The organism is Pseudomonas sp. GW822-FHT03F08 (assembly GCF_058801265.1).
In genome coordinates this window covers 599,366-624,799 of record NZ_JBXANC010000001.1, presented here as the reverse complement: position 1 = coordinate 624,799, position 25,434 = coordinate 599,366, and the positions used below count along the sequence as shown (strand labels likewise).

25 protein-coding genes are annotated in these 25,434 nt (G+C 60.9%); 12 read left to right on the top strand and 13 right to left on the bottom strand.

Annotated features, from left to right (window positions below):
• Positions 1-96: 96 nt before the first annotated feature.
• The 5 genes from hflK (AC1RME_RS02925) (at position 97) to cfaB (ending at position 7,419) form a co-directional block, all read left to right on the top strand.
• Positions 97-2,055, top strand: coding sequence for a protease modulator HflK (gene hflK, locus AC1RME_RS02925; RefSeq protein WP_493090432.1), 1,959 nt, complete (start codon positions 97-99; stop codon positions 2,053-2,055).
• A complete protein-coding gene (hflC, locus tag AC1RME_RS02920; protein ID WP_493090430.1) occupies positions 2,052-3,095 on the top strand; it encodes a protease modulator HflC in 1,044 nt (347 codons plus the stop codon). The genes hflK (AC1RME_RS02925) and hflC overlap by 4 nt, the downstream gene beginning before the upstream one ends.
• Entirely contained in the window at positions 3,092-4,150 is a 1,059-nt protein-coding gene (hflK, locus tag AC1RME_RS02915; RefSeq protein ID WP_493090428.1) for a protease modulator HflK, read from the top strand. The genes hflC and hflK (AC1RME_RS02915) overlap by 4 nt, the downstream gene beginning before the upstream one ends.
• Positions 4,147-6,054 carry a heavy metal translocating P-type ATPase gene (locus tag AC1RME_RS02910; protein WP_096817080.1) on the top strand — a complete coding sequence of 636 codons (1,908 nt, stop codon included), beginning with the start codon at positions 4,147-4,149 and terminating at the stop codon, positions 6,052-6,054. The genes hflK (AC1RME_RS02915) and AC1RME_RS02910 overlap by 4 nt, the downstream gene beginning before the upstream one ends.
• A 177-nt stretch (positions 6,055-6,231) precedes the next feature.
• On the top strand, positions 6,232-7,419 hold the full coding sequence (gene cfaB / locus AC1RME_RS02905) for a C17 cyclopropane fatty acid synthase CfaB (RefSeq protein ID WP_096817081.1): 1,188 nt from the start codon (positions 6,232-6,234) through the stop codon (positions 7,417-7,419).
• A gap of 1 nt (position 7,420) precedes the next feature.
• Here cfaB and cls read toward each other — a convergent pair whose 3' ends face one another.
• Positions 7,421-8,860 (bottom strand): cardiolipin synthase, encoded by a 1,440-nt coding sequence (gene cls / locus AC1RME_RS02900; RefSeq protein WP_493090426.1) that lies wholly within the window; start codon positions 8,858-8,860, stop codon positions 7,421-7,423.
• A gap of 146 nt (positions 8,861-9,006) precedes the next feature.
• On the opposite strand from cls, the gene AC1RME_RS02895 reads away from it, so the two are divergent.
• Positions 9,007-9,525, top strand: a complete 519-nt coding sequence (locus tag AC1RME_RS02895; RefSeq protein ID WP_096817084.1) for a DUF3617 domain-containing protein — start codon at positions 9,007-9,009, stop codon at positions 9,523-9,525.
• Between the two features lie 40 nt (positions 9,526-9,565).
• Here AC1RME_RS02895 and AC1RME_RS02890 read toward each other — a convergent pair whose 3' ends face one another.
• From AC1RME_RS02890 to folE2, 6 genes are read right to left on the bottom strand one after another with little or no spacing between them, the layout of a single operon-like run.
• Complete coding sequence (locus AC1RME_RS02890) at positions 9,566-10,903, bottom strand: dihydroorotase (RefSeq protein ID WP_493090424.1); 1,338 nt, start codon at positions 10,901-10,903, stop codon at positions 9,566-9,568.
• Positions 10,904-10,907: 4 nt separating this feature from the next.
• A complete protein-coding gene (locus AC1RME_RS02885; protein WP_096817088.1) occupies positions 10,908-11,468 on the bottom strand; it encodes a gamma carbonic anhydrase family protein in 561 nt (186 codons plus the stop codon).
• Positions 11,465-12,340 (bottom strand): metal ABC transporter substrate-binding protein, encoded by an 876-nt coding sequence (locus tag AC1RME_RS02880; RefSeq protein WP_493090422.1) that lies wholly within the window; start codon positions 12,338-12,340, stop codon positions 11,465-11,467. The genes AC1RME_RS02885 and AC1RME_RS02880 overlap by 4 nt, the downstream gene beginning before the upstream one ends.
• An 11-nt stretch (positions 12,341-12,351) precedes the next feature.
• Complete coding sequence (locus AC1RME_RS02875) at positions 12,352-13,218, bottom strand: metal ABC transporter permease (protein ID WP_102620635.1); 867 nt, start codon at positions 13,216-13,218, stop codon at positions 12,352-12,354.
• Positions 13,218-13,886: a metal ABC transporter ATP-binding protein gene (locus AC1RME_RS02870; RefSeq protein WP_096817093.1), complete on the bottom strand. Its 669-nt coding sequence runs from the start codon at positions 13,884-13,886 to the stop codon at positions 13,218-13,220. Before AC1RME_RS02870 ends, AC1RME_RS02875 begins: the two co-directional genes overlap by 1 nt.
• The gene (gene folE2 / locus AC1RME_RS02865; protein WP_102620637.1) at positions 13,883-14,779 is read right to left on the bottom strand and encodes a GTP cyclohydrolase FolE2; all 897 of its coding nucleotides are present in this window, start codon (positions 14,777-14,779) and stop codon (positions 13,883-13,885) included. Before folE2 ends, AC1RME_RS02870 begins: the two co-directional genes overlap by 4 nt.
• An 84-nt stretch (positions 14,780-14,863) precedes the next feature.
• Here folE2 and AC1RME_RS02860 point away from each other — a divergent pair, with 84 nt between their 5' ends.
• Positions 14,864-16,063 (top strand): N-acetylmuramoyl-L-alanine amidase, encoded by a 1,200-nt coding sequence (locus AC1RME_RS02860; protein WP_493090420.1) that lies wholly within the window; start codon positions 14,864-14,866, stop codon positions 16,061-16,063.
• On the opposite strand, the gene AC1RME_RS02855 is transcribed toward AC1RME_RS02860, so the two are convergent.
• Positions 16,060-16,434: a glutamine synthetase gene (locus AC1RME_RS02855; protein WP_096817097.1), complete on the bottom strand. Its 375-nt coding sequence runs from the start codon at positions 16,432-16,434 to the stop codon at positions 16,060-16,062. The genes AC1RME_RS02860 and AC1RME_RS02855 overlap by 4 nt on opposite strands.
• Positions 16,435-16,658: 224 nt before the next feature.
• Here AC1RME_RS02855 and zigA point away from each other — a divergent pair, with 224 nt between their 5' ends.
• A complete protein-coding gene (zigA, locus tag AC1RME_RS02850; RefSeq protein WP_096817098.1) occupies positions 16,659-17,864 on the top strand; it encodes a zinc metallochaperone GTPase ZigA in 1,206 nt (401 codons plus the stop codon).
• Positions 17,864-18,514 (top strand): DUF1826 domain-containing protein, encoded by a 651-nt coding sequence (locus tag AC1RME_RS02845; protein ID WP_096817100.1) that lies wholly within the window; start codon positions 17,864-17,866, stop codon positions 18,512-18,514. The genes zigA and AC1RME_RS02845 overlap by 1 nt, the downstream gene beginning before the upstream one ends.
• Positions 18,515-18,518: 4 nt before the next feature.
• Here AC1RME_RS02845 and AC1RME_RS02840 read toward each other — a convergent pair whose 3' ends face one another.
• A complete protein-coding gene (locus AC1RME_RS02840; protein WP_096817102.1) occupies positions 18,519-18,875 on the bottom strand; it encodes an NADH:ubiquinone oxidoreductase in 357 nt (118 codons plus the stop codon).
• Positions 18,876-18,900: 25 nt separating this feature from the next.
• Between AC1RME_RS02840 and AC1RME_RS02835 the strand changes: the two genes are divergently transcribed.
• The gene (locus AC1RME_RS02835) at positions 18,901-19,872 is read left to right on the top strand and encodes a CobW family GTP-binding protein (protein ID WP_096817104.1); all 972 of its coding nucleotides are present in this window, start codon (positions 18,901-18,903) and stop codon (positions 19,870-19,872) included.
• A gap of 1 nt (position 19,873) precedes the next feature.
• Here the strand turns inward: AC1RME_RS02835 and AC1RME_RS02830 are convergent, their stop codons facing one another.
• Positions 19,874-20,287, bottom strand: coding sequence for a DUF3301 domain-containing protein (locus AC1RME_RS02830; RefSeq protein WP_096817106.1), 414 nt, complete (start codon positions 20,285-20,287; stop codon positions 19,874-19,876).
• A gap of 117 nt (positions 20,288-20,404) precedes the next feature.
• On the opposite strand from AC1RME_RS02830, the gene pdxY reads away from it, so the two are divergent.
• Positions 20,405-21,277 carry a pyridoxal kinase PdxY gene (gene pdxY / locus AC1RME_RS02825; RefSeq protein WP_096817108.1) on the top strand — a complete coding sequence of 291 codons (873 nt, stop codon included), beginning with the start codon at positions 20,405-20,407 and terminating at the stop codon, positions 21,275-21,277.
• 43 nt (positions 21,278-21,320) lie between these two features.
• Here pdxY and AC1RME_RS02820 read toward each other — a convergent pair whose 3' ends face one another.
• Positions 21,321-21,803, bottom strand: coding sequence for an acyl-CoA thioesterase (locus AC1RME_RS02820; RefSeq protein WP_003229693.1), 483 nt, complete (start codon positions 21,801-21,803; stop codon positions 21,321-21,323).
• A 283-nt stretch (positions 21,804-22,086) separates the two neighbouring features.
• Between AC1RME_RS02820 and AC1RME_RS02815 the strand changes: the two genes are divergently transcribed.
• Entirely contained in the window at positions 22,087-23,850 is a 1,764-nt protein-coding gene (locus tag AC1RME_RS02815) for a cation:proton antiporter (RefSeq protein WP_085708788.1), read from the top strand.
• 22 nt (positions 23,851-23,872) lie between these two features.
• On the opposite strand, the gene AC1RME_RS02810 is transcribed toward AC1RME_RS02815, so the two are convergent.
• Both AC1RME_RS02810 and AC1RME_RS02805 read right to left on the bottom strand, forming a co-directional pair.
• Complete coding sequence (locus AC1RME_RS02810; RefSeq protein ID WP_007995855.1) at positions 23,873-24,280, bottom strand: SMI1/KNR4 family protein; 408 nt, start codon at positions 24,278-24,280, stop codon at positions 23,873-23,875.
• Positions 24,281-24,418: 138 nt separating this feature from the next.
• Positions 24,419-25,294 carry a Tim44 domain-containing protein gene (locus AC1RME_RS02805; protein ID WP_096817109.1) on the bottom strand — a complete coding sequence of 292 codons (876 nt, stop codon included), beginning with the start codon at positions 25,292-25,294 and terminating at the stop codon, positions 24,419-24,421.
• Between the last annotated feature and the right edge of the window lie 140 nt (positions 25,295-25,434).

Below are 25,434 nucleotides of genomic sequence, written 5' to 3'. Positions count from 1 at the left end.
GTTGGGCATCCTTGAATGTGAAATTGAGTACAAATATTTCACGGATTTCGTTATATCGTAACGAGTTGTGCAGTGAGCCAAGGGTTTTGGGGGGTTATGCAAGTCGATCTGGACGTTGATGGCACGCAAGTGACCGGTTTGCCGCGCTTTCAGCAGGCGGCGGCTCAGGGTCGCCGATTGCGCCGGTTGGCCATCGGACTCGGCGGGTTGGCCGTGGCCGGAGGGGTGCTGGCGTTTTTTGTTGGCCTGTTCGCCTCGCAATCGCTGTGGCCGGCGCTGTTGGTCAATCAGAGCGCGGCGTTGCTGGTGCTGGTCGCCGGGCTGCAATCGGCGTGGTGGGTGGCCGATTGGCGGGCGCGGGTGATCAACCCGGTGGTGCCGGTGACTGTCGAGGCAGAAACGCCGGGGCCGGACGGCTGGTACGAGCGACTGCTGGATCGATTGAGCCGACGCAGCCTGCATGTGCTGGGACAGATCGGCGCGGCAACCCTGTGGCTGGGCGGTCTGGCGCTGTTGGCGTTGCTCGGCATCGAGCAGGTGTGGAACCTGGCATTGCCTTCGGCTGCGGTGGGTTTGTCCGCTTCCGTCAGCGCGGCGATTGCGCTGCTGCTGGCGTTCGGTCTGCTGGTGCTGGAGCGGCAACTGGCTCAGGAAAACCCGGCGCAATGGCCCGAGGCGGGGGCGCTGGCGCAGCTGGTTCGAGTGGTCATCATCAGTCTGGTACTGGGTGCATTGTGCTTGCTGTTTGCCAGCGAGAATTCGGTCTGGCCTGTGCGGCTGGCGGTGTTGATCGGCATCCTGCCGGGGCTGGTCGCGCTGGAGTTGTTGCTGCGTGCCGTGTTGTCGCTGTTCAGTCCGCGCCGCGAACAACTTGAACCGGTACTGCTCGCCCGCAGTTTTGTTGCCGATCTGCTGCGCTGGCCGCCGCAACCATTGCTCGCCTTGCAACACGAATTGCACAACCGCTTCGGTATCGATCTGCGGCAGATCTGGGCCTTCAGTTACATGCGCCGGGCGTTCCTGCCGGTGTTGGTGCTGGTGGCGGCGGTGGGCTGGTTGCTTACCGGCATTCATGAAATCCCGCTGCAAAGCCGTGGGATCTACGAGCGCTTCGGCAAACCGGTGCAGGTGTTCGGCCCCGGTTTGCATGCCGGCCTGCCTTGGCCGCTGGGCCGGGTGTTGAACGTGGAGAATGGCGTGGTGCATGAACTGGCGACCAGCGTGGGCGAAAATCCGGCGCCCGTGCTGCCGGATCCGGCGGAAGGTCCGGCCCCGATCACCGCTAATCGTCTTTGGGATGCCAGCCACGTCAACGATAAATCCCAGGTCATCGCCAGCAGCCGTGGCGAGCAACAGAGCTTCCAGATCGTCAACATGGACGTGCGTTTCGTCTATCGCATCGGCCTCAGCGATCAGGCAGCGTTGGCCGCGACTTACAACAGTGCGGATGTGCCGACGCTGATCCGCAGCACTGCGAGCCGGATTCTGGTCCACGATTTTGCGTCACGCACCCTCGACGGTTTGCTGGGGCAAGACAGGGTAGGGCTGGCAGATGAAATCGGCCGCGCTGTGCAAAACGATCTTCAGAAGCTCGACAGCGGCGTAGAAATTCTCGCCACGGTGGTCGAGGCGATTCACCCGCCGGCCGGTGCGGCCAACGCGTACCACAGCGTGCAAGCGGCGCAGATCGGCGCCCAGGCGTTGATCTCTCGTGAGCGTGGCGCAGCTGCCGAAGCGAGTAATCAGGCGCAGTTGCAGGCCAGTCTCGCGCGCGATCAGGCCAGCGCCAATGCCCACGAAACCAGCTCGACCGCCCGCGCGGCGGACCTGAAATTCAGCGCCGAGCAAAAAGCCTACGCCAGCGCCGGACAGGCCTTCGTGCTGGAGCAATACCTCAGCCAGCTCAGTCAGGGACTGGGCAAAGCCAAACTGTTGGTGCTCGACCATCGTCTGGGCGGCAGCAGCAACGCGCCGACCATCGACCTGCGTACGTTCACGCTGCCGGCTGACCCGACGCCGGCGCGCACCACCGCTCAACCAGGAGCCACCCATTGAGCCAGTCGCATACACACGATCACCTTGGCCACAGCGGTCACGACCATGCTCATGGCGGCCATCACCATCACGGGCATCACCACCACCATCATGGTGCACCGGAAGAGGCGGGGCCTTTCCCGTGGCGACGCATGGGCTGGGCTGTGTTGCTGGTGGCGTTTGCCATCGCAGCGGCAAGTCTGGTGCAGGTGCGCTCCGGCGAAGCCACAGTCATCACCCGTTTCGGCAATCCGTCCCGGGTGTTGCTGGATCCGGGACTGAGCTGGCGTTGGCCGGCACCGTTCGAAGCAGCGATCCCGGTGGATCTGCGCCTGCGCACCACCTCGAGTGGCTTGCAGGACGTCGGTACCCGCGACGGTTTGCGCATCATCGTGCAAGCGTACGTCGCGTGGCAGGTGCAGGGCGACGCGGACAATGTTCAGCGTTTCATGCGCGCAGTGCAGAATCAGCCGGACGAAGCGGCGCGGCAGATTCGCACCTTTGTCGGCTCGGCACTGGAGACCACCGCCAGCAGTTTCGACTTGGCCAATCTGGTCAACACCAATGCCAACCAGGTGCACATCGCCGATTTCGAAGCGCAGTTGCGTCAACAGATCGATCAGCAGTTGCTCGCCACTTACGGTGTGCGCGTGGTGCAAGTGGGTATCGAGCGATTGACATTGCCGTCAGTGACACTCACCGCGACGGTCGACCGGATGCGCGCCGAGCGTGAAACCATCGCCACCGAACGCACGGCGATCGGCAAGCGTGAAGCCGCGCAGATTCGTTCCGGCGCTGAACGTGATGCGCGAATCGTCCAGGCTGACGCGACGGTGAAAGCAGCCGAAATCGAAGCGCAATCGCGGGTCGAAGCGGCACAGATTTACGGCCGCGCTTATGCCGGATCGCCGCAGCTGTACAACCTGCTGCGTTCGCTGGATACCCTTGGCACTATCGTCACGCCGGACACCAAATTGATCCTGCGCACCGACGCCGCGCCATTCCGTGTGTTGGTGGACGGTCCGCCGAATATGGACAGTAAGACCGGAACGCAGCCATGAGTGAAGTTCCACGTGGAACAAATTCGTTGAACAGTCCGTGGATTCAGGCGGGACGTCTGGCGTTTTTTGCCCTGTACGCGGTGACGGTGTTGGCGGCGTTGGCCTGGGCGTTTTCCAACGTGCGGCAGATCGACCCGCAGAATCGCGCAGTGATCATGCATTTCGGTGCACTGGATCGTATTCAGAATGCCGGGTTGTTGTTGGCCTGGCCGCAGCCGTTCGAACAGGTTGTTTTGCTGCCGGCGGCGGATCGGGTCATCGAGCGTCGAGTGGAAAACCTGCTGCGCAGTCCTGCTGCAATACAGGCCGATCGCGTCGCGACATTCGCCACACCGTTGAGCGATGCATTGGCCGGTTCAGGCTATTTGCTCACCGGTGATGCCGGGGTGGTGCAGCTGGATGTGCGGGTGTTCTACAAGGTCACCGATCCCTATGACTTCGTGCTGCAAGGTGACCATGTGCTGCCGGCACTGGATCGACTGGTGACCCGCAGCGCAGTAGCTCTGACAGCAGCGCGGGATCTGGACACCATTCTGGTGGCGCGACCGGAACTGATCGGCGCTGACAATCAAGCCGCCGAACGACGCGAGCGGTTGCGCGGCGATCTGGTTCAGGGCATCAATCGTCGCTTGGCCGAATTGAAGGCGAGCGGGCAGGGCATCGGTATCGAAGTGGCGCGGGTCGATGTGCAATCGAGTCTGCCCGAGCCGGCGGTCGGTGCATTCAATGCCGTACTGACTGCCAGCCAGCAGGCCGACAAAGCGGTGGCCAATGCCCGCACCGACGCTGAAAAAATCACCCAGACCGCCAACGAACTGGCCGACCGTACCTTGCAGGTCGCCCATGCCCAGGCCGGTGAGCGGTTGGCAAAAGCCTCCGCCGATACCGCGACCGTATTGAGTCTGGCCCAGGCCCGACAACAGGGCACCGACCCGCAAATGCTGTTGCGCCTGTACCGCGAGCGGATACCGAAGATTCTCGGCCAGGCCGGTTCGGTCACCACGGTCGATCCGAAAGACGATTCCCGCCTGATCATTCAGGGAGCCAGTAAATGACCGCCACTACCGCCGCACCGAGCCTGTTGTCCTCGGCCGAGCAACGTCGCGCTGCGCGCCAATTGACCCTGGCGATGCTCGCCCTTGGCTTGCTCGGGCTTGGTTTGATCTGGCGCTGGTTGATGCCGGAGCAAACCGGTGTCAGTCAGTTGCTGCTCGGTGTTGCTTCTTTGCTGGTCGCAGTGCCGGTGATGCGTTCGGCGTGGTTCAGCCTGCGTTACCCAAGCCTGCACGGCATCACCGACCAATTGATCGCACTGGCGATGCTCGGCGCCTGGGCCACCGGTGACCTGCTCACCGCCGCGCTGTTGCCGATCATCATGATCTTCGGCCATGTGCTGGAGGAGCGCAGCGTGATTGGCTCGCAGGAGGCGATTCACGCGTTGGGTCAACTCACTCGCAGCCATGCTCGGAAAATCCAGGCGGATGGCACTGTGATCGAAGTCGATAACGGCACGCTCAAGGCGGGTGACACCGTTGAAGTCCGCGCTGGTGATCGGGTGCCAGCGGACGGTCGGGTGTTGTCCGGCCAGGCCAGCCTCGACACAGCGTCGATCACCGGTGAGTCGGTGCCGGTGGAGGCGGGCGTCGGAATGACCGTGTTTGGCGGGGCGATCAACCTCGATGGTTTGCTGCGTATCGAAGTGACCCGCACCGGCGATGAATCGACCCTGGGCAAGGTCATCGCGCTGATGCAGAACGCCGAGCGTTCCAAACCACCGATCACCCGGTTGCTGGAACGTTACGCTGGTAGTTACATGGTGCTGGTGTTGCTGCTGGCGGCGGTGACCTGGTTTGTCACCAACGATGCTCAGGCAATGTTGGCGGTGCTGGTCGCAGCCTGTCCTTGCGCGCTGGTGTTGTCGGCACCGGCCACGGCGATTGCTGGTGTGGCGGTCGCGGCGCGGCACGGGATTCTGATCCGCAGTTCGGCCTTCCTTGAAGAGTTGGCTGACCTCACGTCCCTGGTGGTCGACAAGACCGGCACGCTCACCTACGGCACGTTGCGTTTGCAGTCGATCAACAGCGCGCAGGCGGATCACGATTCGGTGATGGCGCTGGCTGCCAGTCTTGGCGCTGCCAGCAGTCACCCGGTCAGTCGTGCACTGGCGGGTCTGGTTCATGCGGACAACGTGCTGGTACTGACCGACATTCACGAACGACAAGGTTTGGGTGTGGTCGCCAAGACGGAGCAGGGTGAAGCGGCACTCGGTCGCCCGGAACTGTTTGCGCAACTGGGCATCCCGACCACATCGGTTCCCGATCACGACGGCCCGATCGCCGGCCTGGCCTTGAACGGTGAGTTTCTCGCCTGGCTGTTGCTCGCCGACAGCGTCAAACCGGAAGCACGATTCGCCTTGAGCGAACTGCGCGAATTGGGCCTCGGTCGGCAACTGTTGTTGACCGGCGACCGTCAGAGCGTGGCGCAAACCCTGGCGCGGGATGTCGGCCTGCATGAAGTCGAAGCCCAGGCCTTGCCCGAAGACAAACTCAATCGCGTGTTGAAGGAAATCGACAACGGATTCCGGCCGATGGTGGTCGGTGACGGCATCAACGATTCGCTGGCACTCAAGGCGGGTGTGGTGGGGGTTGCGATGGGAGCGGGCGGTGCGGACATCGCATTGGCGTCCGCCGACATCGTGCTGATCGGCAGCGATCTGCGCCGTCTCGGCACTTGTGTGCGCCTGAGCCGCCAATGTCGGCGCACGCTGCAGGTGAACGTGATCATCGGTCTGGGCTGGACGCTGGCCATCGTCGTGTTCGCCGCGTTCGGCTGGCTGGGCGCCGCCGGGGCGATGATCGCAGCGTTGCTGCACAATCTCAGCACACTGCTGGTGTTGGGCAATGCCGGTCGCTTGTTGCGATTCCAGGAGCCCCTGTTGAAGCTGAACGAGCAGAATTGATCATTTTTCGAACTGTGCGCCGGTCTTGAAGTCTTCAGAGAAGGCGCACTGAAGCACGGAGATCGGTGCCGTTGCAGCCACGTTGGCTGATAGGTGGCGACTATCGAATCGATAGCCAGCTAATTTTCAAGGATGGTCTACCCTCAGATCAGACGTCTGAAACCAGGGGGATATTCCATGCTCGCGCAACTTCCACCGGCCTTACAGAATCTGCAGCTTCCGCTTCGCCTGCGACTCTGGGACGGCCATGAATTCAATCTGGGCCCGACGCCCAGCGTCACCATCGTGGTCAAGGACCCGTCGATGGTGACCCAGTTTACCCATCCAAGTCTTGATGCGCTGGGGGCGGCGTTCGTCGAGGGCAAGCTCGAACTCGAGGGCTCGATCAGCGAGGTCATCCGGGTCTGCGATGAATTGAGCAACGCGTTGCTCGACGAGGACGAAGACAGTCAGCCGGTGCGAACCGTGCACGACAAGGAAACCGACGCCAAAGCCATTTCCTACCACTACGACCTGTCCAACGCGTTCTATCAGCTGTGGCTGGACAGCGACATGGCGTATTCCTGCGCCTATTTCGAAACCGGCAGCGAAACCCTGGAGCAGGCCCAGCAGGCCAAGTTCCGGCACCTGTGTCGCAAGCTGCGCCTGCAACCGGGTGACTACTTGCTGGATGTGGGTTGCGGTTGGGGCGGTCTGGCGCGTTACGCCGCCCGTGAGTTCGGTGCCAAAGTCTTCGGTATCACCCTGAGCAAGGAACAACTGGCGCTGGCTCGGGAGCGCGTCAAAGCCGAAGGCCTGGAAGATCAGATCGAACTGCAACTGCTCGATTACCGCGATCTGCCGCAGGACGGTCGTTTCGACAAAGTGGTGAGCGTCGGCATGTTCGAGCACGTGGGTCACGCCAACCTGGCCGAGTACTGCAAAACCCTGTTCGGTGCGGTGAAAGAGGGCGGTCTGGTGATGAACCACGGCATCACCGCCAAGCACACCGATGGCCGTCCGGTGGGACGCGGTGCCGGGGACTTCATCGAAAAATACGTGTTCCCCAACGGCGAGCTGCCACACCTGGCGATGATCTCGGCCGAGATCAGCGAGGCCGGTCTGGAGGTCGTCGATGTCGAAAGCCTGCGTCTGCATTACGCGCGCACGCTGGACCATTGGAGCGAGCGGCTGGAGGACAACCTCGAAGCGGCCGGCAAACTGGTGCCGGATCAGGCCCTGCGTATCTGGCGCCTGTACCTGGCCGGTTGCGCCTACGCGTTTGCCCGGGGCTGGATCAATCTGCACCAGATTCTCGCGGTGAAGGCCCACCCCGATGGCAGCCATGAACTGCCGTGGACCCGCGACGACATCTATAACCCTTGAGCTAGAGAATCGGTGAAATCAGCCGGGCGATCCGCATGCCGAGTTGTTGCAGGCGGTGGATCTCCCGGCCTTCTTCCTTGGCGATTTCGTAGGCCTGGGCAAAGTCTTCATTGAGCATCTGTTCCACGTGGCCGGCGAATTCGCTGTCGACCGTCAGCAACATCACTTCGAAATTCAACCGGAACGAACGGTTGTCCAGATTGGCGCTGCCGATGGCGCTGATTTCGCTGTCGACCAACACCACTTTCTGATGCAGGAAACCCGGTTCGTAGCGGAACACCCGCACCCCGGCGCGCACCGCTTCGAACGCATAAAGGCTCGACGCGGCGTAAACGATGCGGTGATCGGGGCGCGACGGCAGCAGCAATCGCACATCGACACCGCGCAGCACCGCGAGGCGCAATGCGGCGAAAACCGCTTCGTCGGGGATGAAGTAAGGGCTGGTGATCCACACACGTTCAGTCGCGGCATGGATGGCTTCGACGAAGAACAGCGAACAGGTTTCGTAGGCATCCGCCGGGCCGCTGGCCAGCAGTTGGCAGAGCACGCCGTCTTCCGGATAGACGTCCGGCAGGATCAGCGGCGGCAGCGTACGTGCGGCCCAGAACCAGTCTTCGGCAAATGACTCCTGCATACACGCGACCACCGGGCCGCACACCTGAACGTGGGTGTCGCGCCAGGGTGCCAGGGGTGGTTTTTCGCCCATGTATTCGTCGCCGACGTTATGCCCGCCAACGAAGCCGATCATTCCGTCGACCACGACAATCTTGCGATGGTTGCGGAAATTCACCTGGAAGCGATTGAGCCAGCCGCTGCGGGTAGCGAACGCTTTAACTTCGACTCCGCCATCGCGCAGGGCCTGCACGTAACTGTGGGGCAGGGCGTGGCTGCCGATGCGGTCGTACAGCAGATGAATCGCGACGCCTTCTGCGGCTTTCTTCAGCAACAGCTCGCGCAGACGCTGGCCGAGGCGATCGTCGTGAATGATGAAAAACTGAATCAGCACGGCTTCCCGAGCCTGGTCGATTGCGTGGAAAATCGCGTCGAAGGTGGCGGTGCCGTTGATCAGCAATCGCACTTCATTGTTGGCCAGGCACGGCATGCGGCCCAGCTTCGGCATCGCCCGTAGTGAGTCGTAGGCATTCGAGGCGCGAGCGGTCAGGGCTTCCTCTACCCACGGCCGCCAGTTGAGTTCGGAAACGGCCTGACGCATCTGTTCGTTGGCCTGACGCCGGGCCTTGATATAACCGTCGAAGGTGCTGCGACCGAACACCAGGTAGGGAATGAGGGTGAGATAGGGAATGAAGATCAGCGACAGCGCCCAGGCGATCGAGCCTTGCGCGGTACGGACGGTCAACACCGCATGGATGGCGGCAATCGTGCCCAGACTATGTATCAGAGCGATCAGATAACCGAAGATGTGCGGTCCAAAATAATCCATGGGGCAACCTTGCTCCTGAAGATTCAATGCTTAACAGACCATGTTCCTTTGCGGTTGTCGCTATTTTCTTTTTAGCCATGAAAGCAGGCCATGAACCGAAACAAGCGGCCGGCGTCTAACGGCCACTACTGATCAGGAGTTTTTCAATGAACGTTCGTCTGCTGGGTTTGGCGCTGGGTCTGGGGTTGGCCTTGCCGTTGGTTGCTCAGGCGCAAATGCTGCAGCCGGGGTTGTGGGAAATGACGTCGAGCAACGTAAAGGTCGATGATCAGGCCATGGACGTGCAATCGATCCTCGGCCAGATTCAGGGCCAGATCTCCCCGCAACAGCGGGCGGCGCTGGAGAAGCAAGGGATCAACATCGGTGGCAAAGGCATCCGTGCCTGCCTGACGCCGCAGCAAGTGGCGACCAACGATATTCCGCTGGCAGACCCGCAGTCGGGCTGCAAACAGCAGATCACCGAGCGCAACGGCAACCAATGGAAATTCCGTTTCAGTTGTCCGCGAGCCTCGGGCACCGGTGTGGCGACGTTCGTCAGCGATCGTGAGTTCACCACCATCGCCAACGGCACGTTCAATGCCATCGGCATCAACCAGAAGGGCAGTCTGGAAACCCGCGCCGTGTGGTTGGGCCAGGACTGCGGCACCGTCAAACCAAGAGCCTGAAAATCGAACCGCCCCCACAACAGTGTGGGGGCGGTTTTTTCTAGCGCATGAATCGCAACGGCAATCCCTGACACCCGTCATGCAGCCGATTGTCGTGCCACGCAACCTGTCCCGACACCAGCGTCGTACTCACCCGATGGCGAAAGCTTCGGCGAGCAAACGGCGTCCATCCGCACTGTGACAGGATCGGTTGTCGTGATACCGCGACACCCTCGGGCTCTGGCTGAATCAATACCAGATCCGCCCAATAACCTTCCCTCAAATAACCGCGATCCGGAATGGCAAACAGGTCGGCCACCCGATGGCTGGTCTTTGCCACCAGCGTGGTGATCGGCAGCACGCCATCCGCTACCAGTTCCAACAACGCCGGCAACGCATGTTGCACCAGAGGCAGGCCGGACGGTGCCTGGGCATACGATAGCTGTTTCTCCGCCCAGGTATGCGGAGCGTGATCGCTGCCGATCACATCCAGTCGATTGCTCGACAAGGCCAGACGCAGGGCATCGCGATCAGCCTGGCTTTTGATCGCCGGGTTGCATTTGATCTGGTTGCCGAAGTCCGGATAGTCGCGATCATCGAACAGCAGATGATGCAGGCAAACCTCCGCCGTGATGCGTTTGTGCGCCAGAGGTTTGTCCTCGAACAGTTGCAGTTCCCGAGCGGTGGTCAGGTGCAGCACGTGCAGGCGAGTGCCATGGCGTTTGGCGAGATCTACCGCCAGTGAAGAAGAGCGATAGCAGGCCTCGGTATTACGGATCAGCGCATGGGCGTCGGGAGGGAGATGATCACCGAACTGATCGCGCAACCTGACGGTGTTGGCCTCGACGCTCGGTGTGTGTTCGCAATGGGCCAGCAGGATCGTCGGCACCTCGGCGAACAATCGTTCCAGCGTTTTGGGGTCATCAACCAGCATGTTGCCGGTCGACGCCCCCATGAACACTTTGACCCCGGCCACTTCACTGGGATTGAGCGCTGCGACGGTGTCCAGGTTGTCGTGACTGACGCCGAAGTGAAAGCCGTAGTTGGCCACCGAGTTGATCGCCGCTCGACGCTTTTTGTCGGCCAGCGCTTCGAGGGTGAGGGTGGCCGGGTTGGTGTTGGGCATGTCCATGAAACTGGTGATGCCGCCGGCCACAGCTGCGCGGGATTCGGTGTAGATGCTGCCTTTGGTTGGCGAGCCCGGCTCACGGAAATGCACCTGGTCGTCGATCATTCCCGGCAGCAGCCATTGGCCGTTGGCGTCGATTTCCAGTGTGGCGTTTTCTCCGAAGATGCTGCGGCCGATCTTGACGATGCGACCGTGGCTGACCAGCAGATCGGCGTAGAACTCATGCCCGTCATCAACCAGGCGCGCATTGCGAATCAGCACACTGTTCATGGGATCAGAACTCGTTCTGCAGGGCTTTGTAGCCGCGCACCAGATCGACGTTGGTGCGCGCCACGTCTTCGGAAAACTCCGAAGCGCTGACGCTCACCGGCGGGAATTGCGAAAGGTCGGTGTTCGGGCCGATGCGGGTGGTGGAGGGCACGTAGAACGCATCCGGCAGATCCCGGCCATCCACCACCGAGTTGTGCCGCACCACGCAACCGTTGCCGACCACGCAGTTGAACAGCACGCTGTTGAAGCCGATGAACACCCGGTCGCCGACCTTGCATGGCCCATGCACGATCGAGCGGTGGGCGATGGAGCTGAACTCACCGATGGTCACCGCCGCGCCGGATTTGGAGTGGATCACCACGCCATCCTGGATGTTCGAGTTGGCGCCGATGGTGATCGGCTCCATCTCGCCCGAGGCGTCTACTTCATCGGCGCGAATGACGGCGTAGGGGCCGACGAATACGTTTTCGCCGATCACCACTTTGCCGCAGATGATCGCGGTTTTATCGACGTAGGCAGACTCGGCAATTTGCGGCAGATCGCCGGAAGGATTTTTGCGGATCATGGTTGGCTCAGGGCGTCGTAAAGGGTGTTGAGGTTGTATTCGAAGAGGCCGGTGAACGTGCTGGCCGGACCCGACGCGGCGAGGGCATCGGAGTACAGCGTGCCGCCGATGTGTGCGCCGCTTTCATCGGCAATCTGTTTGAGCAGGCGCGCGTCTTTGATGTTTTCCATGAACACCGCTTTGACCTTGGCCTGGCGGATCTGGGTGATCAGTGCAGCGACTTCGGCGGCGGAAGGTTCGCGCTCGGTGGACAGACCTTGCGGCGCCATGAAGTCGATCCCGTAGGCTTGCCCGAGATAACCGAAGGCGTCGTGGCTGGTGACGATCTTGCGGTTGCCCGGCGGCAGGGAGCCGAGCTTGGCCTTGGCTTCGGCGAGGAGGGCGTAGATCTGTTTCAGGTAGGCCTTGCTGTTGCGTTCGTAGTCGGTTTTGTTCGCTGGGTCGGCGGCGATCAGTGCCTTGGTGATGTTGGCGACATACAGCTCGGTGTTGGCCAGGTTGTGCCAGGCGTGAGGGTCGGGAACGGTTTCGCCATCTTCATCCAGAGAGCGGGGAATCACGCCGTGGCTGGCGCTGATGACGGTGGCTTTGGTGTCGGTGCTGGTCTCCAGCCGATCCAGCCAGGGTTCAAAACCCAGCCCGTTCTTGACGATCAGTTTGGCTTTCAGAAGTGCCTTGGCATCGTCCGGCGTCGGTTCGTAGGTGTGGGCGTCGGCGTCCGGGCCGACCATGTTGGTGATCTGGATATGCTCGCCGCCGACCTGATGCACCATGTCGGCAAGGATACTGAAACTGGTGACCACCGGCAGTTTCTCCGCCGCCGACAATGACATCGACAGCATCAGGCTGAACAACACAAGTAGAGCGCGCATCGGGAAACACCTCATTGGGATGTGAGCAAGGGCGGGCGGCGCAGCAGGCCGTGAACCGGCCCGAGCACGACGGACAACAGGTAACCGATGCCCGCGACCAGCACGATGGCCGGACCGCTGGGCAGCGAGTAGTAGAACGACAGCAACAGACCGAGCCATACCGACAGGCAACCAATCACGGCGGCGATGGCGATCAGGATTGGCAGGCGCCGGCTCCAGAAGCGTGAAGCGGCGGCGGGCAGCATCATCAGTCCGACTACCATCAGCGCACCGATGGCCTGGAAACCGATGACCAGGTTGAGCACCACCAGAGTCAGGAACACGCCGTGGGCGATCGGGCCGAGTCGGCTGACGGTGCGCAGGAACAGTGGATCGAGAGTGTCGAGCAGAAGCGGGCGGTAGATCAGCGCCATGGCAATCAGACTCAGCAGCGAAACGCCCAACATGCCGTTGAGGGTCGGTCCGTCGACCGCCAGTGCCGAGCCGAACAGCAAGTGCAACAGGTCGAGCCGTTTGCCGGCGATGCCCAGAATCAATACGCCGCTGGCCAGGGAGATCGGGTAGATGGCCGCGAGGCTGGCGTCTTCGCGCAGGCCTGTGCGTCGGGTGATCCATGCGGCGAGTCCGGCCATGCTCAGGCCGGCACCGAGGCCGCCGAGGGTCAGCGCGGGAAGACTCAGTCCGGCAAACCAGAAGCCGAGCGCGGCACCGGGAAGGATGCCGTGGGCGACGGCGTCGCCGATCAGGCTCATGCGTCGCAGGATCAGGAACACGCCCAATGGCGCAGTGCTGCACGCCAGCAGCAAACCGCCGAGCAGTGCTCGGCGCATGAACACGAACTCAAGGAACGGTTGCCAGAAATGCGCGGCGGCGTGCATCAGGCCACCTGCACGTTGGGTGTTTGCTGGATCAGTTCGACACTGGGGCCGAACACGCAGCCGCTGTGTTTGATCAGCAGCGTTTGTGGAATGTGTTGGCGGACAGCGGCGAGGTCGTGGCCCACCATGACCAGTGTCCGGCCTTGCGCATGCCAGGTATGCAGGTGTTGCCAGAGCAATGCCTGACCCAGTTCATCGAGAGCGGCATGGGGTTCGTCGAGCAGCAGCAAAGGCGTGTCGGCGAGACTCAGGCGAGCGAGCAGGGCGCGTTGCAGTTCACCGCCGGAGAGGGCCATCAACGGGCGCTGTTCAAGGCCACTCAAGTGCCAATCTTCAAGTGCCTGGGTGAGGCGTTGTGCGCGCAATTGCGTTGACAGTCGACGCCCCCAGAAACCGGCGGCTACCAATTCCTGAAGACTGATCGGGAATTGTCGGTCCAGGTGCTGTTGCTGAGGGAGGAATGACAAGCCGCTTTGGCGAGGGACGCCTAATGCAACGGCGCCGGCCAAAGGTCTCTGCAGTCCGGCGATGACTTTCAGCAGGCTGCTTTTGCCGCTGCCGTTGACACCGATGATGGCGGTCAGGCTGCCGCGTTCCAATTGAAGGCTCAGGGGTGGAGTGAGGGGTTGGCCGGGTGATCCCCAACTCAAGGACTGGAAACGAATCATGCGGTCTCCCGGCGCCAGTGACTTTCTGCGACCGCGTCGTGGGCGTGGAGGCTTTCGGCGTGGATCACGCATAGGTGGAATTCGCGGATGCCGGGTGAGCGACGCAGCGCCAGATTCAGGCGGCGCGCGGCGTCTTCGCAGAACATCAGGTTCTGGCCATTGGCGAGGGCGAAGGCTTGTTCGTCGGCGCGTTTCACTGCGGTTTGCACGGCGGTGCCCAGGGCGGCTTCGGCATCGTTGATGGTCGAGGTCAGCGGCAAACCATCGACGAATTCATCCAGGTGCAGATGCAGTTGTGCGGTGCTGCGTTGGCTGTGGGGTGTTGCGACGATCCCCTGTGTCGAGCCCAGCCAGGCCAGAACCTCGGCATGTTGCAACGGCTTGTTGGCGAAATCGTCGACGAATTGCTGCTGGATCAATTGCCTCGCCAGAGCGGCAGAGCAGGGGCAAGTCGAGGAATAGGCCACCTCGATTTTCAGTTCCACGTGGAACACTGTGTTTTTCAGCGTGGCTGCAATGGTCACCGGATAGGTTTTCCATCCTGCCAATGGGCTGACCAATGCGGGCCTTCTGAGCAGCAAATCCGTATGGATATTCAAATAGGCGCTGTTGGCCAGGCCTTCATGGCTGTCGAGAAAACGCTGCAAAACCTGGTGCAGAAGTGCGGGATTGAGGTTCTGTTGTTCCAGCCTTTCCAGCGCCAGATACAACCGTGACATGTGAATGCCACGGGCTTCGCCGTCATCGAGGCTGACACCCGCATCGGCTTTTGCTGCCAGGCGTTGGCCCTCGATAAAGACAGGTAGAGCGATGCCACGCATTCCCACCCAATCAAGCGGCAAAGCTTGGCGGGCGGCTTGCGCGGCGATATCCGGCAGCGTCAGCGCATTCATGTTCAGTACCATCGTGTTGATTGAATTTGATGTTACATTATAACAATTCAAATCACGATGCCTTTTTCATGAACGGGCTTTCATATGCACAGACGCCATTTGCTTAACCTGATGTTGGCCAGCGCTGCTTTGGCTTTTCCTTTCAGTGTCAGCGCCACACAAATTCGCAATGCACGCCTCTGGCGTTCGGATGACAAGCTTCGGTTGGTCTTCGATTTGAGCGGGCCAGTGAGCTACAAGACGTTCACGCTGAGTGCGCCGGATCGTCTGATAATCGACTTGAGTGGTGCCAGTTTGAGTGGCAATTTCAGCCAATTGGCGCTCAGCGAAACGGTTATTCGCAGCATCCGCTCCGGGCACTTTGGTAAGGGTGATACCCGAATCGTTCTGGATTTGAGTGGTCCGGTTCAGCTCAATACCTTCCTGCTGGCACCTCAGGATGGGCAGGGGCATCGCCTGGTTCTGGATCTTTTGAGCGATTCAAAAGTGGCAGCGGCGAGCGTTCCACGTGAAACACCCGGGAAAACCAATCATCCAAAACGAGACATTATTGTCGTGGTCGACCCTGGTCATGGCGGTAAAGACCCTGGTGCAGTCGGTGCAAAAGGCGAGCGTGAGAAAGACGTTGTGCTCTCGATTTCACAGCTGCTCGCCCGTCGGTTGAAGCGGGAAAAAGGCTTCGATGTGAAGCTTGTACGCAACGACGACTTCTTTGTGCCGCTACGCAAGCGCGTTGATATTGCCCGTCAGCACAAGGCCGACATGTTCATTTCGGTGCACGCGGATGCCGCGCCGCGTCTGACCGCTTCTGGCGCATCTGTGTATTGCTTGTCTGAAGGTGGCGCGACGTCGGCCACTGCGCGCTTCATGGCGCAGCGGGAAAACGGCGCGGATCTGCTCGGTGCAACCAGCCTGCTGAATCTGAAAGACAAGGACCCGATGCTCGCCGGGGTCATCCTCGATATGTCGATGAACGCCACGATCGCCGCCAGTTTGCAGTTGGGCAGCACGGTGCTGGGGAGTCTGGCGGGCATTACCACGCTGCATCAAAAGCGTGTGGAACAAGCAGGATTTGCGGTGCTGAAGTCACCCGATGTGCCGTCGATTCTGGTGGAAACCGGGTTCATTTCGAACGCGCGGGACAGTCAGCGGCTGGTCACGGCACGCCATCAGCAAGCGGTGGCTGATGGATTGTTTGAAGGGTTGCAGCGCTATTTCCAGAAAAACCCACCGGCTGACAGCTACATCGCCTGGCAGCAGGAGCAGCAACAAGCGCGTGTCTAGCAGCCTGTGAGTCGGCTGCAGGTGAACTTCCCGGTGCTTCCGCCGGAGCTGGAGAAGCGGTTGATCGTCGTCCAGCCCACCCGGCGGTTGTAGCCGACCCAGGCTTCGCCGTCGGAAGCGATCCCGGTGAAGAACGTCAGTTGCCCGTAAATGCTGTTGGTTTGCGCCCAGTAACGTTGGCCAATCTTCTCGAAACCCCGCAAATAAATCGTCTTGCCGGCGGTGTTGACGCTATAGGCGTTGCCATTGGCATCGACACACGCCAGCAGGTTAGCGCTGCGCGTGCAGGTAGCGAGCCCCGGGACTTGTGCCCATACGTCGAAGGCCAGCAAGGCGAGACCGAGGAGTGAGCATTTCAGCGCAGTTTTCATGAGGCGGCTCAAGGGCGAAGTGTTTCCAGCTTCCAGCCCTTTGTCATTTCCGGCAAGAAGAAAGTGGATCTTTAATATTGTTATACTATAACATAAATTCAATCGGGCTTTCCGTGGCTCCTGTTTTCAAGCGTCTGCTTCTCTGACGGTCTCGTCGAAGCCCAAGAACGCCTGCCGCCGAGAGCGTTTCCTGCGTTTAGCTTCCGTTTGATGAGGTTTACCCCATGTCTTCCCCGCTTCCCGTGACCGTTTTATCCGGCTTTCTCGGTGCCGGAAAAAGTACACTTTTGAATTACGTACTACGTAACAGAGACGATCTTCGTGTGGCGGTGATCGTCAATGATATGAGCGAAATCAATATTGATGGCAGCGAAGTTCAGCGTGATGTCGACCTGAACCGCGCAGAAGAAAAGCTCGTGGAAATGAGTAACGGCTGTATCTGCTGTACGTTACGCGAAGATCTTCTGGAGGAGGTCGCCAAACTGGCCCGGGAAGGTCGATTCGATTATCTGCTGATCGAATCCACCGGCATTTCCGAGCCACTGCCGATTGCCGAGACCTTCACCTTCCGCGACGAGCAGGGCCAAAGCCTCGCGGACATCGCTCGCCTCGACACCATGGTCACTGTAGTCGACGGCCTGAATTTCCTGCCTGATTTCCAGGCCGCCGAAAGCCTGGCCTCCCGTGGCGAAATTCTTGGAGAAGAAGATGAGCGTTCGATCACCGATCTGTTGATCGAACAGATCGAGTTCGCCGACGTTCTGTTGATCAGCAAGATCGATCTGATCAGCAGCAGCGAACGGGAAGAGCTGATGGCGATCCTCAAGCGGCTCAACGCTAACGCCGAAATCATCCCGATGGTGATGGGCGAAGTGCCGCTGGAGAAGATCCTCAACACCCACCGCTTCGACTTCGACAGGGCTGCAACGGCCCCGGGCTGGCTTCAGGAATTGCGGGGTGAACATGTGCCGGAAACCGAGGAATACGGCATCGCGTCCACGGCCTACCGCGCGCGTCGACCCTTTCATCCTCAGCGTTTTTTCGACTTCATCGATCGGCCCTGGCTGAACGGCAAGCTGCTGCGCTCGAAAGGTTTCTTCTGGCTTGCGAGCAAACCCACGGATGCCGGCAGCTGGTCCCAGGCGGGCGGTTTGATGCGCCACGGTTTCGCCGGGCGCTGGTGGCGCTTCGTGCCAAAGAATCAGTGGCCACAGGATCAGGAAAGTACCGCTGCGATCATGGAAAACTGGACCGCCAGCGTAGGAGACTGTCGTCAGGAGCTGGTATTTATCGGCCAGAACATCGATTTCGCACAACTCAAGTCAGCCCTGGATGACTGCCTGCTCACCGATGCCGAGATGGCGCTCGGTGTTGAAGGATGGCGATTACTGGCCGATCCGTTCGGCCCCTGGCATGACGAGGCCGCGTGATGCTTGCCCTCAAACCGTTGCAAAACAGAACGCGTCAGCAAGTCCTCGGCCCGACCCCACAAGCGCTGGCGAGCATCCTGGAAGATGAAATCAACCTTGCCGTCTGGCAGCGGCAGCTTCCGTTGCATGTCGCCGATTTCGCGAGATTGTTGCTGTCATTGGATGAGCCCTACGCCGAAGCGCTGAGCCTCGAATTACACGACGAAGACACCGAACCGGACCTGACGGGACTGGCCAGTGGATTCCGTGATCTGGAAGGCTACGAAGGTTTTATCGCCGACCTGAAATGGCTGGTCGGCGCCTTCGCCTGCCTGCTCGGGGCACGGCGGATCGGCCTGCGCTTGCGTGTGCTGGACAAGGCGATGTGCCCGCGTTTTCACGTTGATCATGTGCCTGTCCGGCTGATTACCACCTACGCCGGTATTGGCAGCGAGTGGCTGAAGGAAGGGGAAATGGATCGCCGGCAACTGGGTAAACCACTCGCCGAGCCGCAGGAAAAATCGCGGATTCAGCAACTGACGAGCGGCGAAGTGGCGCTGCTCAAAGGAGAAAAGTGGCACGGCAACGAAGGTTTCGGCCTGATCCATCGTTCTCCGCAACCGGCTTCGGGTGAACGGCGTCTGATGCTGACCCTCGACTGGCTGGGCTGATGCCTCAAGGCTTGAGCCAGTTGCCCTGGCTCTGGCTTTCGCAGTACGGCTTCAAATAGGCCGCATCGGTGGCTACGCCGTAATAGTGGATATCCTGGCGATAAGGCATATTGGCGACTTGCGCGTTGCTGCACACGCCAAAAGCCCCGGTTGGGCACTGATCGACGTACTGCACGTCGACTGTCTGCCCCGCCAGAGTGGGTTTGCAGAAGCCGTCATTGAACAGTTTCTCCGGGATGTTGCGGTTCTGCTGGCAGACCTTCACGTCGAGGCGTTCCGCCTGGCTGTGCACCACACAGGCCTGGGCCAGCGCCTCGCCCGATACCAACGCCAACAGCAACGACCATCCCATCCACCGCATTCCCGACCTCCAGAAAACCTTGATCATGTTGCAGAGCATTCCCACCCACGTCATCGCAGGTCCCTTGGGCGCCGGAAAGACCAGCCTGATCCGCCAGCTCATGGCGCAGCGACCGGCCGGTGAGCGCTGGGCGGTACTGATCAACGAGTTCGGCCAGATCGGCCTCGACGCTGCGCTGTTGACCCGGGACGCCGATGGTATCGCACTGGGCGAAGTGGCCGGGGGCTGTTTGTGTTGCGTGAACGGTGCGCCGTTTCAGATCGGGCTGGGCCGTTTATTGCGCAAGTCTCAGCCGGATCGCCTGTTCATCGAGCCTTCCGGATTGGGGCATCCGGTGCAGTTGCTGCAACAACTGAGCGAGGCGCCATGGCAAGGCGTTCTCGCCGTCCAGCCCTGCGTTCTGGTGCTGGACGCCCAGGCACTGGTGGCGGGCAAGACACTGCCTCCGGCTCAACAGGAGGCGATCCCGAATGCCGGCCTGCTGGTGTTGAACAAGGCAGAAAGCCTCGATGAATCCGAGCGTGAGCTGATCGTCCGCCAGCTACCGCCGGTCAGGCTGATCTGGACACAACAGGCGTCGTTGCCCCTGAGCGAATTACCGGGTGTGACAGCTCAAGCGCAAGCAGGTGTGGATAAGTTGATCGTGCCCAAGGGGCTGGCGCAGATGCCGGCCGTCTGGAGCGATCCGGCTTTGCCGATTTGCCTGAGTCAGGCGCAGGAGGGCGGCTGGAGCATCGGCTGGCGCTGGCACCCAAGCCAGACGTTTGACGTGATTCGCATCACTCAGTGGCTGGAATCTCTGCACTGGCGCCGGGCGAAGCTGGTTATCCACAGCCAGGATGACTGGCGGTCAGCCAATGCGCTGGATAACACCCAACTGGACTGGCAGCCCAGCGAGTGGCGCAAGGATTCACGGATCGAGCTGATTTTCGACCAGCCGCAGGCGATCGACGAGTTGCAGGCAGGATTGGCCGGCTGTCGGATTCAAGCGGCCTGACTCAAGGCTTCCACTTGGTGTGTTCCTGGCGCCACTGGCTCAGCTCGATCACTTGCGCGGTCGGCTTGGCCACTTCCACCACCGGTGGGGTGTCGTCGAACGGTGCCGGGTAGGGCGCCAGTTCGATCTGAGCGCTGTGGGGGCCGAACTGGGTAATGGTGCCGTTGTGACGGGTTTCGCCGGTCACGGTGAATTCGAAGTTGTAAACCCGGGCCAGACGTCGACGGCCGCTGGCATCTTTGATGAAACCGATCTTCTTCAGCGCCACGTTGCCGTCGAGCAGTTCGACGCCGACATTCACGCAATGCTGCTTGACCCGTTCCAGCGCCCGCTCACGCAGGCCGTGGTTGTGCCACAGCCACGCGCCGGCAACGGCGAACAGCATCAGCACGAAAATGTTTTCCAGGGTCAGCATCAACAAGAAACTCCAAAAGTTGGCATCAGCTTAACTGCGTCGCCGGTCTGTCGTACAGGCTGCGTTTCGTCGCATACTGCGCGGCTTGAATTTCAATCGTTTTACGGAAAAACCCGAATGAAACGTACGCCTCATCTGCTCGCCATCCAGTCCCATGTGGTGTTCGGCCACGCCGGCAACAGCGCTGCGGTTTTTCCGATGCAGCGGGTCGGGGTCAATGTCTGGCCGCTCAACACCGTGCAGTTCTCCAACCACACTCAATACGGCCAGTGGGCCGGGGAAGTGCTGGCACCGCAGCGGATCCCGGAACTGGTTGAAGGTATCGCCGCCATCGGTGAATTGGGCAATTGCGACGCGGTGCTGTCCGGCTATCTCGGCAGCGCGGCGCAGGGCCGGGCGATTCTCAGTGGCATCGAGCGGATCAAAGCGGTCAATCCCAAAGCCTTGTACCTGTGCGACCCGGTGATGGGTCATCCGGAGAAAGGTTGCAGCGTGCCGGCCGAAGTCAGCGACTTCCTGCTCGACGAAGCCGCAGCGGTGGCTGACTTCATGTGCCCGAACCAGCTCGAGCTGGACAGCTTCTCCGGGCGCAAGCCGCAGTCGCTGTTCGATTGCCTGGCGATGGCGTGGGCGCTGCTGGCGCGCGGGCCGAAGGCGGTGTTGGTCAAACATCTGGATTACCCGGGGAAACCGGCGGATGGCTTCGAGATGCTGCTGGTGACGGCTGAGGGCAGTTGGCACCTGCGTCGTCCGCTTCTGGCGTTCCCACGTCAGCCGGTCGGTGTGGGCGATCTGACGTCCGGCCTGTTCCTGGCGCGGGTGCTGCTCGGCGACAGTCTGGTGGCGGCGTTTGAATTCACCGCAGCGGCGGTGCATGAAGTGCTGCTGGAAACCCAGGCCTGCGCCAGCTATGAGCTGCAACTGGTGCGGGCGCAGGACCGGATCGCTCATCCGCGGGTGAAGTTCGAGGCGACGGCGATCAGCCTCTGATCATTGCAGCGCTCGCAGGCATGGCCCGCGAGCGCTCTGTCACTCAGGCGTCGCCCTTGATTTCCTGATAGCGCTTTTCCAGCTCCTGGCGAATCTGCCGGCGCTGCTGGGCCTGCATGTAGCGACGTTTGTCTTCGCTGTTCTGCGGTTGCAGCGGCGGTACGGCGGCCGGTTTGCGCTGATCGTCCACCGCAACCATGGTGAAGAAGCAGCTGTTGGTGTGGCGCACCGAGCGCTCGCGAATGTTCTCGGTGACCACTTTGATGCCGACTTCCATCGAGGTGTTGCCGGTGTAGTTGACCGACGCCAGGAAGGTCACCAGTTCGCCGACATGGATCGGCTCGCGGAAAATCACCTGATCCACCGACAGGGTCACCACGTAGCGGCCGGCGTAGCGGCTCGCGCAGGCGTAGGCCACTTCGTCGAGGTATTTGAGCAGGGTGCCGCCGTGGACATTGCCAGAGAAGTTGGCCATGTCGGGGGTCATCAGTACCGTCATCGACAGCTGGGCGTTTCCGGGTTCCATAACGTTCTCACGGGTCAAGGCAGGGTTGCTGGAAGAAGCACCTCTGCGGGTGCCTGGTCGCTTTTCAAAACCACCGTTATCGGGACGCCGGGCAACTGGCCGCCGTCACGCCCGGATCGATCTGTTTCCATATATTGCACCGCCTTTCAGCCGGAAGTCGCGGTGTTACCCTGCAAAAGCCCACCCCAAGGGCGATTCCTACACCTAAAGCGGATTTTTACTCAGCTCGCCCAGACGTTTTCAGACGCCTGCCGCGAGCATCGTCATTCAAGGAGCCCACGCCATGCATGCCATCAGCTTTATTCAGGATCTGGCAGTGATCATGCTGGTCGCAGGCGTGGTGACCGTGCTGTTCCACCGTTTCAAACAGCCGGTAGTGCTCGGCTACATCGTCGCCGGCTTCATCATCGGCCCGCACACGCCGCCGTTCGGCCTGATCCACGACGAAGAAACCATCAAGACCCTCGCCGAGCTGGGGGTGATTTTCCTGATGTTCTGCCTGGGCCTTGAGTTCAGCCTGCGCAAGCTGTTCAAGGTTGGCGCCACGGCGTTTATCGCGGCGTTCCTGGAAATCATCCTGATGATCTGGATCGGCTACGAAATCGGCCGCTGGTTCGACTGGAACACCATGGATTCGCTGTTCCTGGGCGCGATCCTGGCGATTTCCTCGACCACCATCATCGTCAAGGCGCTCAACGACCTGAAGATGAAGAACGAGCGCTTCGCCCAGTTGATCTTCGGTGTGCTGATCGTCGAGGACATTCTCGGCATCGGCATCATCGCCTTGCTGTCGAGCATCGCGGTCAGCGGCACGGTGAGTTCCGGCGAAGTGTTTTCCACGGTCGGCAAACTCTCGCTGTTCATGATCGTCGCGCTGGTCATCGGTATTCTGCTGGTCCCGCGATTGCTGGCCTATGTGGCGAAGTTCGAAAGCAACGAGATGCTGCTGATTACCGTGCTCGGGCTGTGCTTCGGCTTCTGCCTGCTGGTGGTCAAGCTTGAATACAGCATGGTGCTCGGCGCATTCCTGATCGGCGCGATCATGGCCGAGTCGCGGCAGTTGCTGAAGATCGAACGCCTGATCGAACCGGTTCGCGACCTGTTCAGCGCGATCTTCTTTGTCGCCATCGGCCTGATGCTCGACCCGATGATCCTTCTGCAATACGCGTGGCCGATTGCGGTGATCACCGTCGCCGTAGTGCTGGGCAAGATGTTGTCCTGCGGCCTCGGTGCGTTTATCGCCGGCAATGACGGACGCACCTCACTGCGGGTCGGGATGGGCCTTTCGCAGATTGGCGAATTCTCCTTCATCATCGCCGCGCTGGGCATGACGCTGCAGGTGACCAGCAACTTTCTTTATCCGGTCGCCGTGGCGGTCTCGGTCATCACTACGTTGCTGACGCCGTACCTGATCCGCGCGGCCGATCCGCTGTCGATCAAGCTGTCTGCTGCCATGCCGCAGCGTCTCGGGCGGGTGTTCGGGATGTATGGCGAATGGCTGCGCAGCATTCAGCCGCAGGGCGAGGGCGCGATGCTGGCGTCGATGATCCGGCGGATTCTGTTGCAGGTCGGGGTCAATCTGGCGCTGGTGATTGCGATCTTCTTTGCCGGCGCGTTCTTTGCCGGGCGCCTCTCGACGTGGCTGCAGGACTGGATCAGCGATCCGAGCTGGCAGAAGGCGTTGATCTGGGGCGGGGCGTTGCTGCTGTCGCTGCCGTTCCTGATCGCGGCCTATCGCAAGCTCAAGGCGCTGTCGATGCTGCTGGCCGAGATGGGCGTGAAGCCGGAGATGGCGGGGCGTCACACACAGCGAGTGCGCCGGGTGATCGCCGAAGTGATCCCGATCCTCTCGCTGCTGGTGATTTTCCTGCTGCTGGCAGCCTTGTCGGCCAGTATCTTGCCGACCAACAAGTTGCTGGTGCTGGTCGCCGTCGTCGCGGCCGCCGTGGCGGCGCTACTCTGGCGCTGGTTCATCCGGGTACACACGCGGATGCAGGTAGCCTTGCTGGAAACCCTCGACAACCACAAGGAATCGTCGGGGCATTGATCCGGCGGGGCGGCTGGGGGGATCAGCTTTCCAGCCAGACGTCCCGTGCCCAGTGCCAGACCGATTCCCAGGACTCTTCGGTGATCAGCTCTTCTTCACCGGACCACAACACCACGGTGCCGTCTTCTTCGACGCAGTAGTAGTTGTCGCCGTCCTGGCAGATCGGGATCAGGTCGCGCGGCACGCCGGCGTCCCAGGCGTTGGCCGCCACATCCGGCAGGTAGGTGTGGGACTGCGGGTCGGTGACGGTCACCGGCTCCAGGCTGCCGTAAACCACGTCGCTGACGGTCAGCAGAAATTCCTTGAAGACAAACGGGATGTTGATGAAGAGCTCTTCTTCGACTTCCACCAGTTGGTCTTCGTCAGGCAACTCCAGGGGAACCGGTACGGGTTCGTTGGCTTCGCGCAGTTGTTCGATGATTTCTTCCACGTCCGGGATCCTCTTGCTTGAATGGCGCGGTTTATATGGGGCGGTTTATACAGTAGCTCGCTATAGATGCAACCGCGAAATAGAAAACCCCGGCCGAGGCCGGGGTTTTTATTGCTGCGGGTAAAACGTCGGAGGTGATCAGCCGTTCTGGCGGATACCGGCGACCAGCCAAGGCTGGTTGTCGCCCTGCGGACGTTCCATGTTCCAGCTTTCGTTGAACACTTCGCCCTGGTCGAAACGCGAGGTTTTCGACACACCGGTGAAGGTCAGGGTCGCGATGGTCTTGTCCGCACGATCATCCACGCCATCCAGTTGAACCTGAAGGTTGTCGATGTAGGTGGACTGGAAGCCATCACCCAGATCCGCACGCTCACGCTTGAGGAAGTCGAGCATTTGCGGGGTCACGAACTCGGCGATCTTGTCCATTTCGTTGGCGTCCCAGTGCTGCTGCAACGCCTGGAAGTGGCTGCGGGCGGCTTCGAGGAAGCGCTGCTCGTTGAACCAGGCCGGTGCGTTGATCACCGGACGGGCGGCAGCCGGAGCGGCCGAACCACCGAAGATCGAACCCATGGCAGCCGGCTTCTGCTCGAACACTTCACGCTGCATCGGCGCGCCGGCTGGAGCGAACTGCTCCTGCTGCTTGCGGCGACGAGCGGCGATGAAGCGGAAGATCACGAACGCGATCACGGCCATGATCAGGATGTCGAAGATCTGCATGCCCTGGAAGCCGCCGCCCATGAACATGGAAGCGAGCAGGCCACCGGCGGCGATGCCGGCCAGAGGGCCGAGCCATTTGGAAGCGCCACCGGCCTTGGCGGCGGCGCCAGCGGCACCGGCAGCGCCCGCGGTCGCTGCCGCGCCGCCGACGCTTGGAGAAGAAGGAGCCATCTGGCTGGTCTGGTGCGTCGGCGCAGCGCCGGCGCTTTTGCCACCACCAAAGCGCTTGGCGTTGGCGTCGAGGCTCATCGTCAGGCCGATGCACAACGCCATGGCGATGCTAAGAAAACGTTTCATAAAGGGAATTCCCGTTTGTGGAGACACGCGCGCCATGTTGCACAGCTGAAATGTCACTGGCTAGCGAGAGAGTGTTTCGGGCTTTTGCCTGACAGGTTACGTTCAGCTCGGTCGAGGCAATAAGGCCATGTACTTTTGTC

Coding starts and splice junctions, on each gene's coding strand:
- AC1RME_RS02910 (WP_096817080.1), top strand. CDS start 4,147: ATGACCGCCACTACCGCCGCACCGAGCCTGTTGTCCTCGGCCGAGCAA.
- AC1RME_RS02890 (WP_493090424.1), bottom strand. CDS start 10,903: ATGAACAGTGTGCTGATTCGCAATGCGCGCCTGGTTGATGACGGGCAT.
- AC1RME_RS02870 (WP_096817093.1), bottom strand. CDS start 13,886: ATGATTCGTTTCCAGTCCTTGAGTTGGGGATCACCCGGCCAACCCCTC.
- AC1RME_RS02840 (WP_096817102.1), bottom strand. CDS start 18,875: ATGCGGTGGATGGGATGGTCGTTGCTGTTGGCGTTGGTATCGGGCGAG.
- hflK (WP_493090432.1), top strand. CDS start 97: ATGCAAGTCGATCTGGACGTTGATGGCACGCAAGTGACCGGTTTGCCG.
- AC1RME_RS02855 (WP_096817097.1), bottom strand. CDS start 16,434: ATGAAAACTGCGCTGAAATGCTCACTCCTCGGTCTCGCCTTGCTGGCC.
- AC1RME_RS02845 (WP_096817100.1), top strand. CDS start 17,864: ATGCTTGCCCTCAAACCGTTGCAAAACAGAACGCGTCAGCAAGTCCTC.
- AC1RME_RS02820 (WP_003229693.1), bottom strand. CDS start 21,803: ATGGAACCCGGAAACGCCCAGCTGTCGATGACGGTACTGATGACCCCC.
- AC1RME_RS02880 (WP_493090422.1), bottom strand. CDS start 12,340: ATGCGCGCTCTACTTGTGTTGTTCAGCCTGATGCTGTCGATGTCATTG.
- AC1RME_RS02835 (WP_096817104.1), top strand. CDS start 18,901: ATGTTGCAGAGCATTCCCACCCACGTCATCGCAGGTCCCTTGGGCGCC.
- AC1RME_RS02805 (WP_096817109.1), bottom strand. CDS start 25,294: ATGAAACGTTTTCTTAGCATCGCCATGGCGTTGTGCATCGGCCTGACG.
- hflK (WP_493090428.1), top strand. CDS start 3,092: ATGAGTGAAGTTCCACGTGGAACAAATTCGTTGAACAGTCCGTGGATT.
- AC1RME_RS02885 (WP_096817088.1), bottom strand. CDS start 11,468: ATGATCCGCAAAAATCCTTCCGGCGATCTGCCGCAAATTGCCGAGTCT.
- AC1RME_RS02815 (WP_085708788.1), top strand. CDS start 22,087: ATGCATGCCATCAGCTTTATTCAGGATCTGGCAGTGATCATGCTGGTC.
- pdxY (WP_096817108.1), top strand. CDS start 20,405: ATGAAACGTACGCCTCATCTGCTCGCCATCCAGTCCCATGTGGTGTTC.
- AC1RME_RS02860 (WP_493090420.1), top strand. CDS start 14,864: ATGCACAGACGCCATTTGCTTAACCTGATGTTGGCCAGCGCTGCTTTG.
- AC1RME_RS02830 (WP_096817106.1), bottom strand. CDS start 20,287: ATGCTGACCCTGGAAAACATTTTCGTGCTGATGCTGTTCGCCGTTGCC.
- AC1RME_RS02875 (WP_102620635.1), bottom strand. CDS start 13,218: ATGCACGCCGCCGCGCATTTCTGGCAACCGTTCCTTGAGTTCGTGTTC.
- cfaB (WP_096817081.1), top strand. CDS start 6,232: ATGCTCGCGCAACTTCCACCGGCCTTACAGAATCTGCAGCTTCCGCTT.
- zigA (WP_096817098.1), top strand. CDS start 16,659: ATGTCTTCCCCGCTTCCCGTGACCGTTTTATCCGGCTTTCTCGGTGCC.
- cls (WP_493090426.1), bottom strand. CDS start 8,860: ATGGATTATTTTGGACCGCACATCTTCGGTTATCTGATCGCTCTGATA.
- AC1RME_RS02895 (WP_096817084.1), top strand. CDS start 9,007: ATGAACGTTCGTCTGCTGGGTTTGGCGCTGGGTCTGGGGTTGGCCTTG.
- folE2 (WP_102620637.1), bottom strand. CDS start 14,779: ATGAATGCGCTGACGCTGCCGGATATCGCCGCGCAAGCCGCCCGCCAA.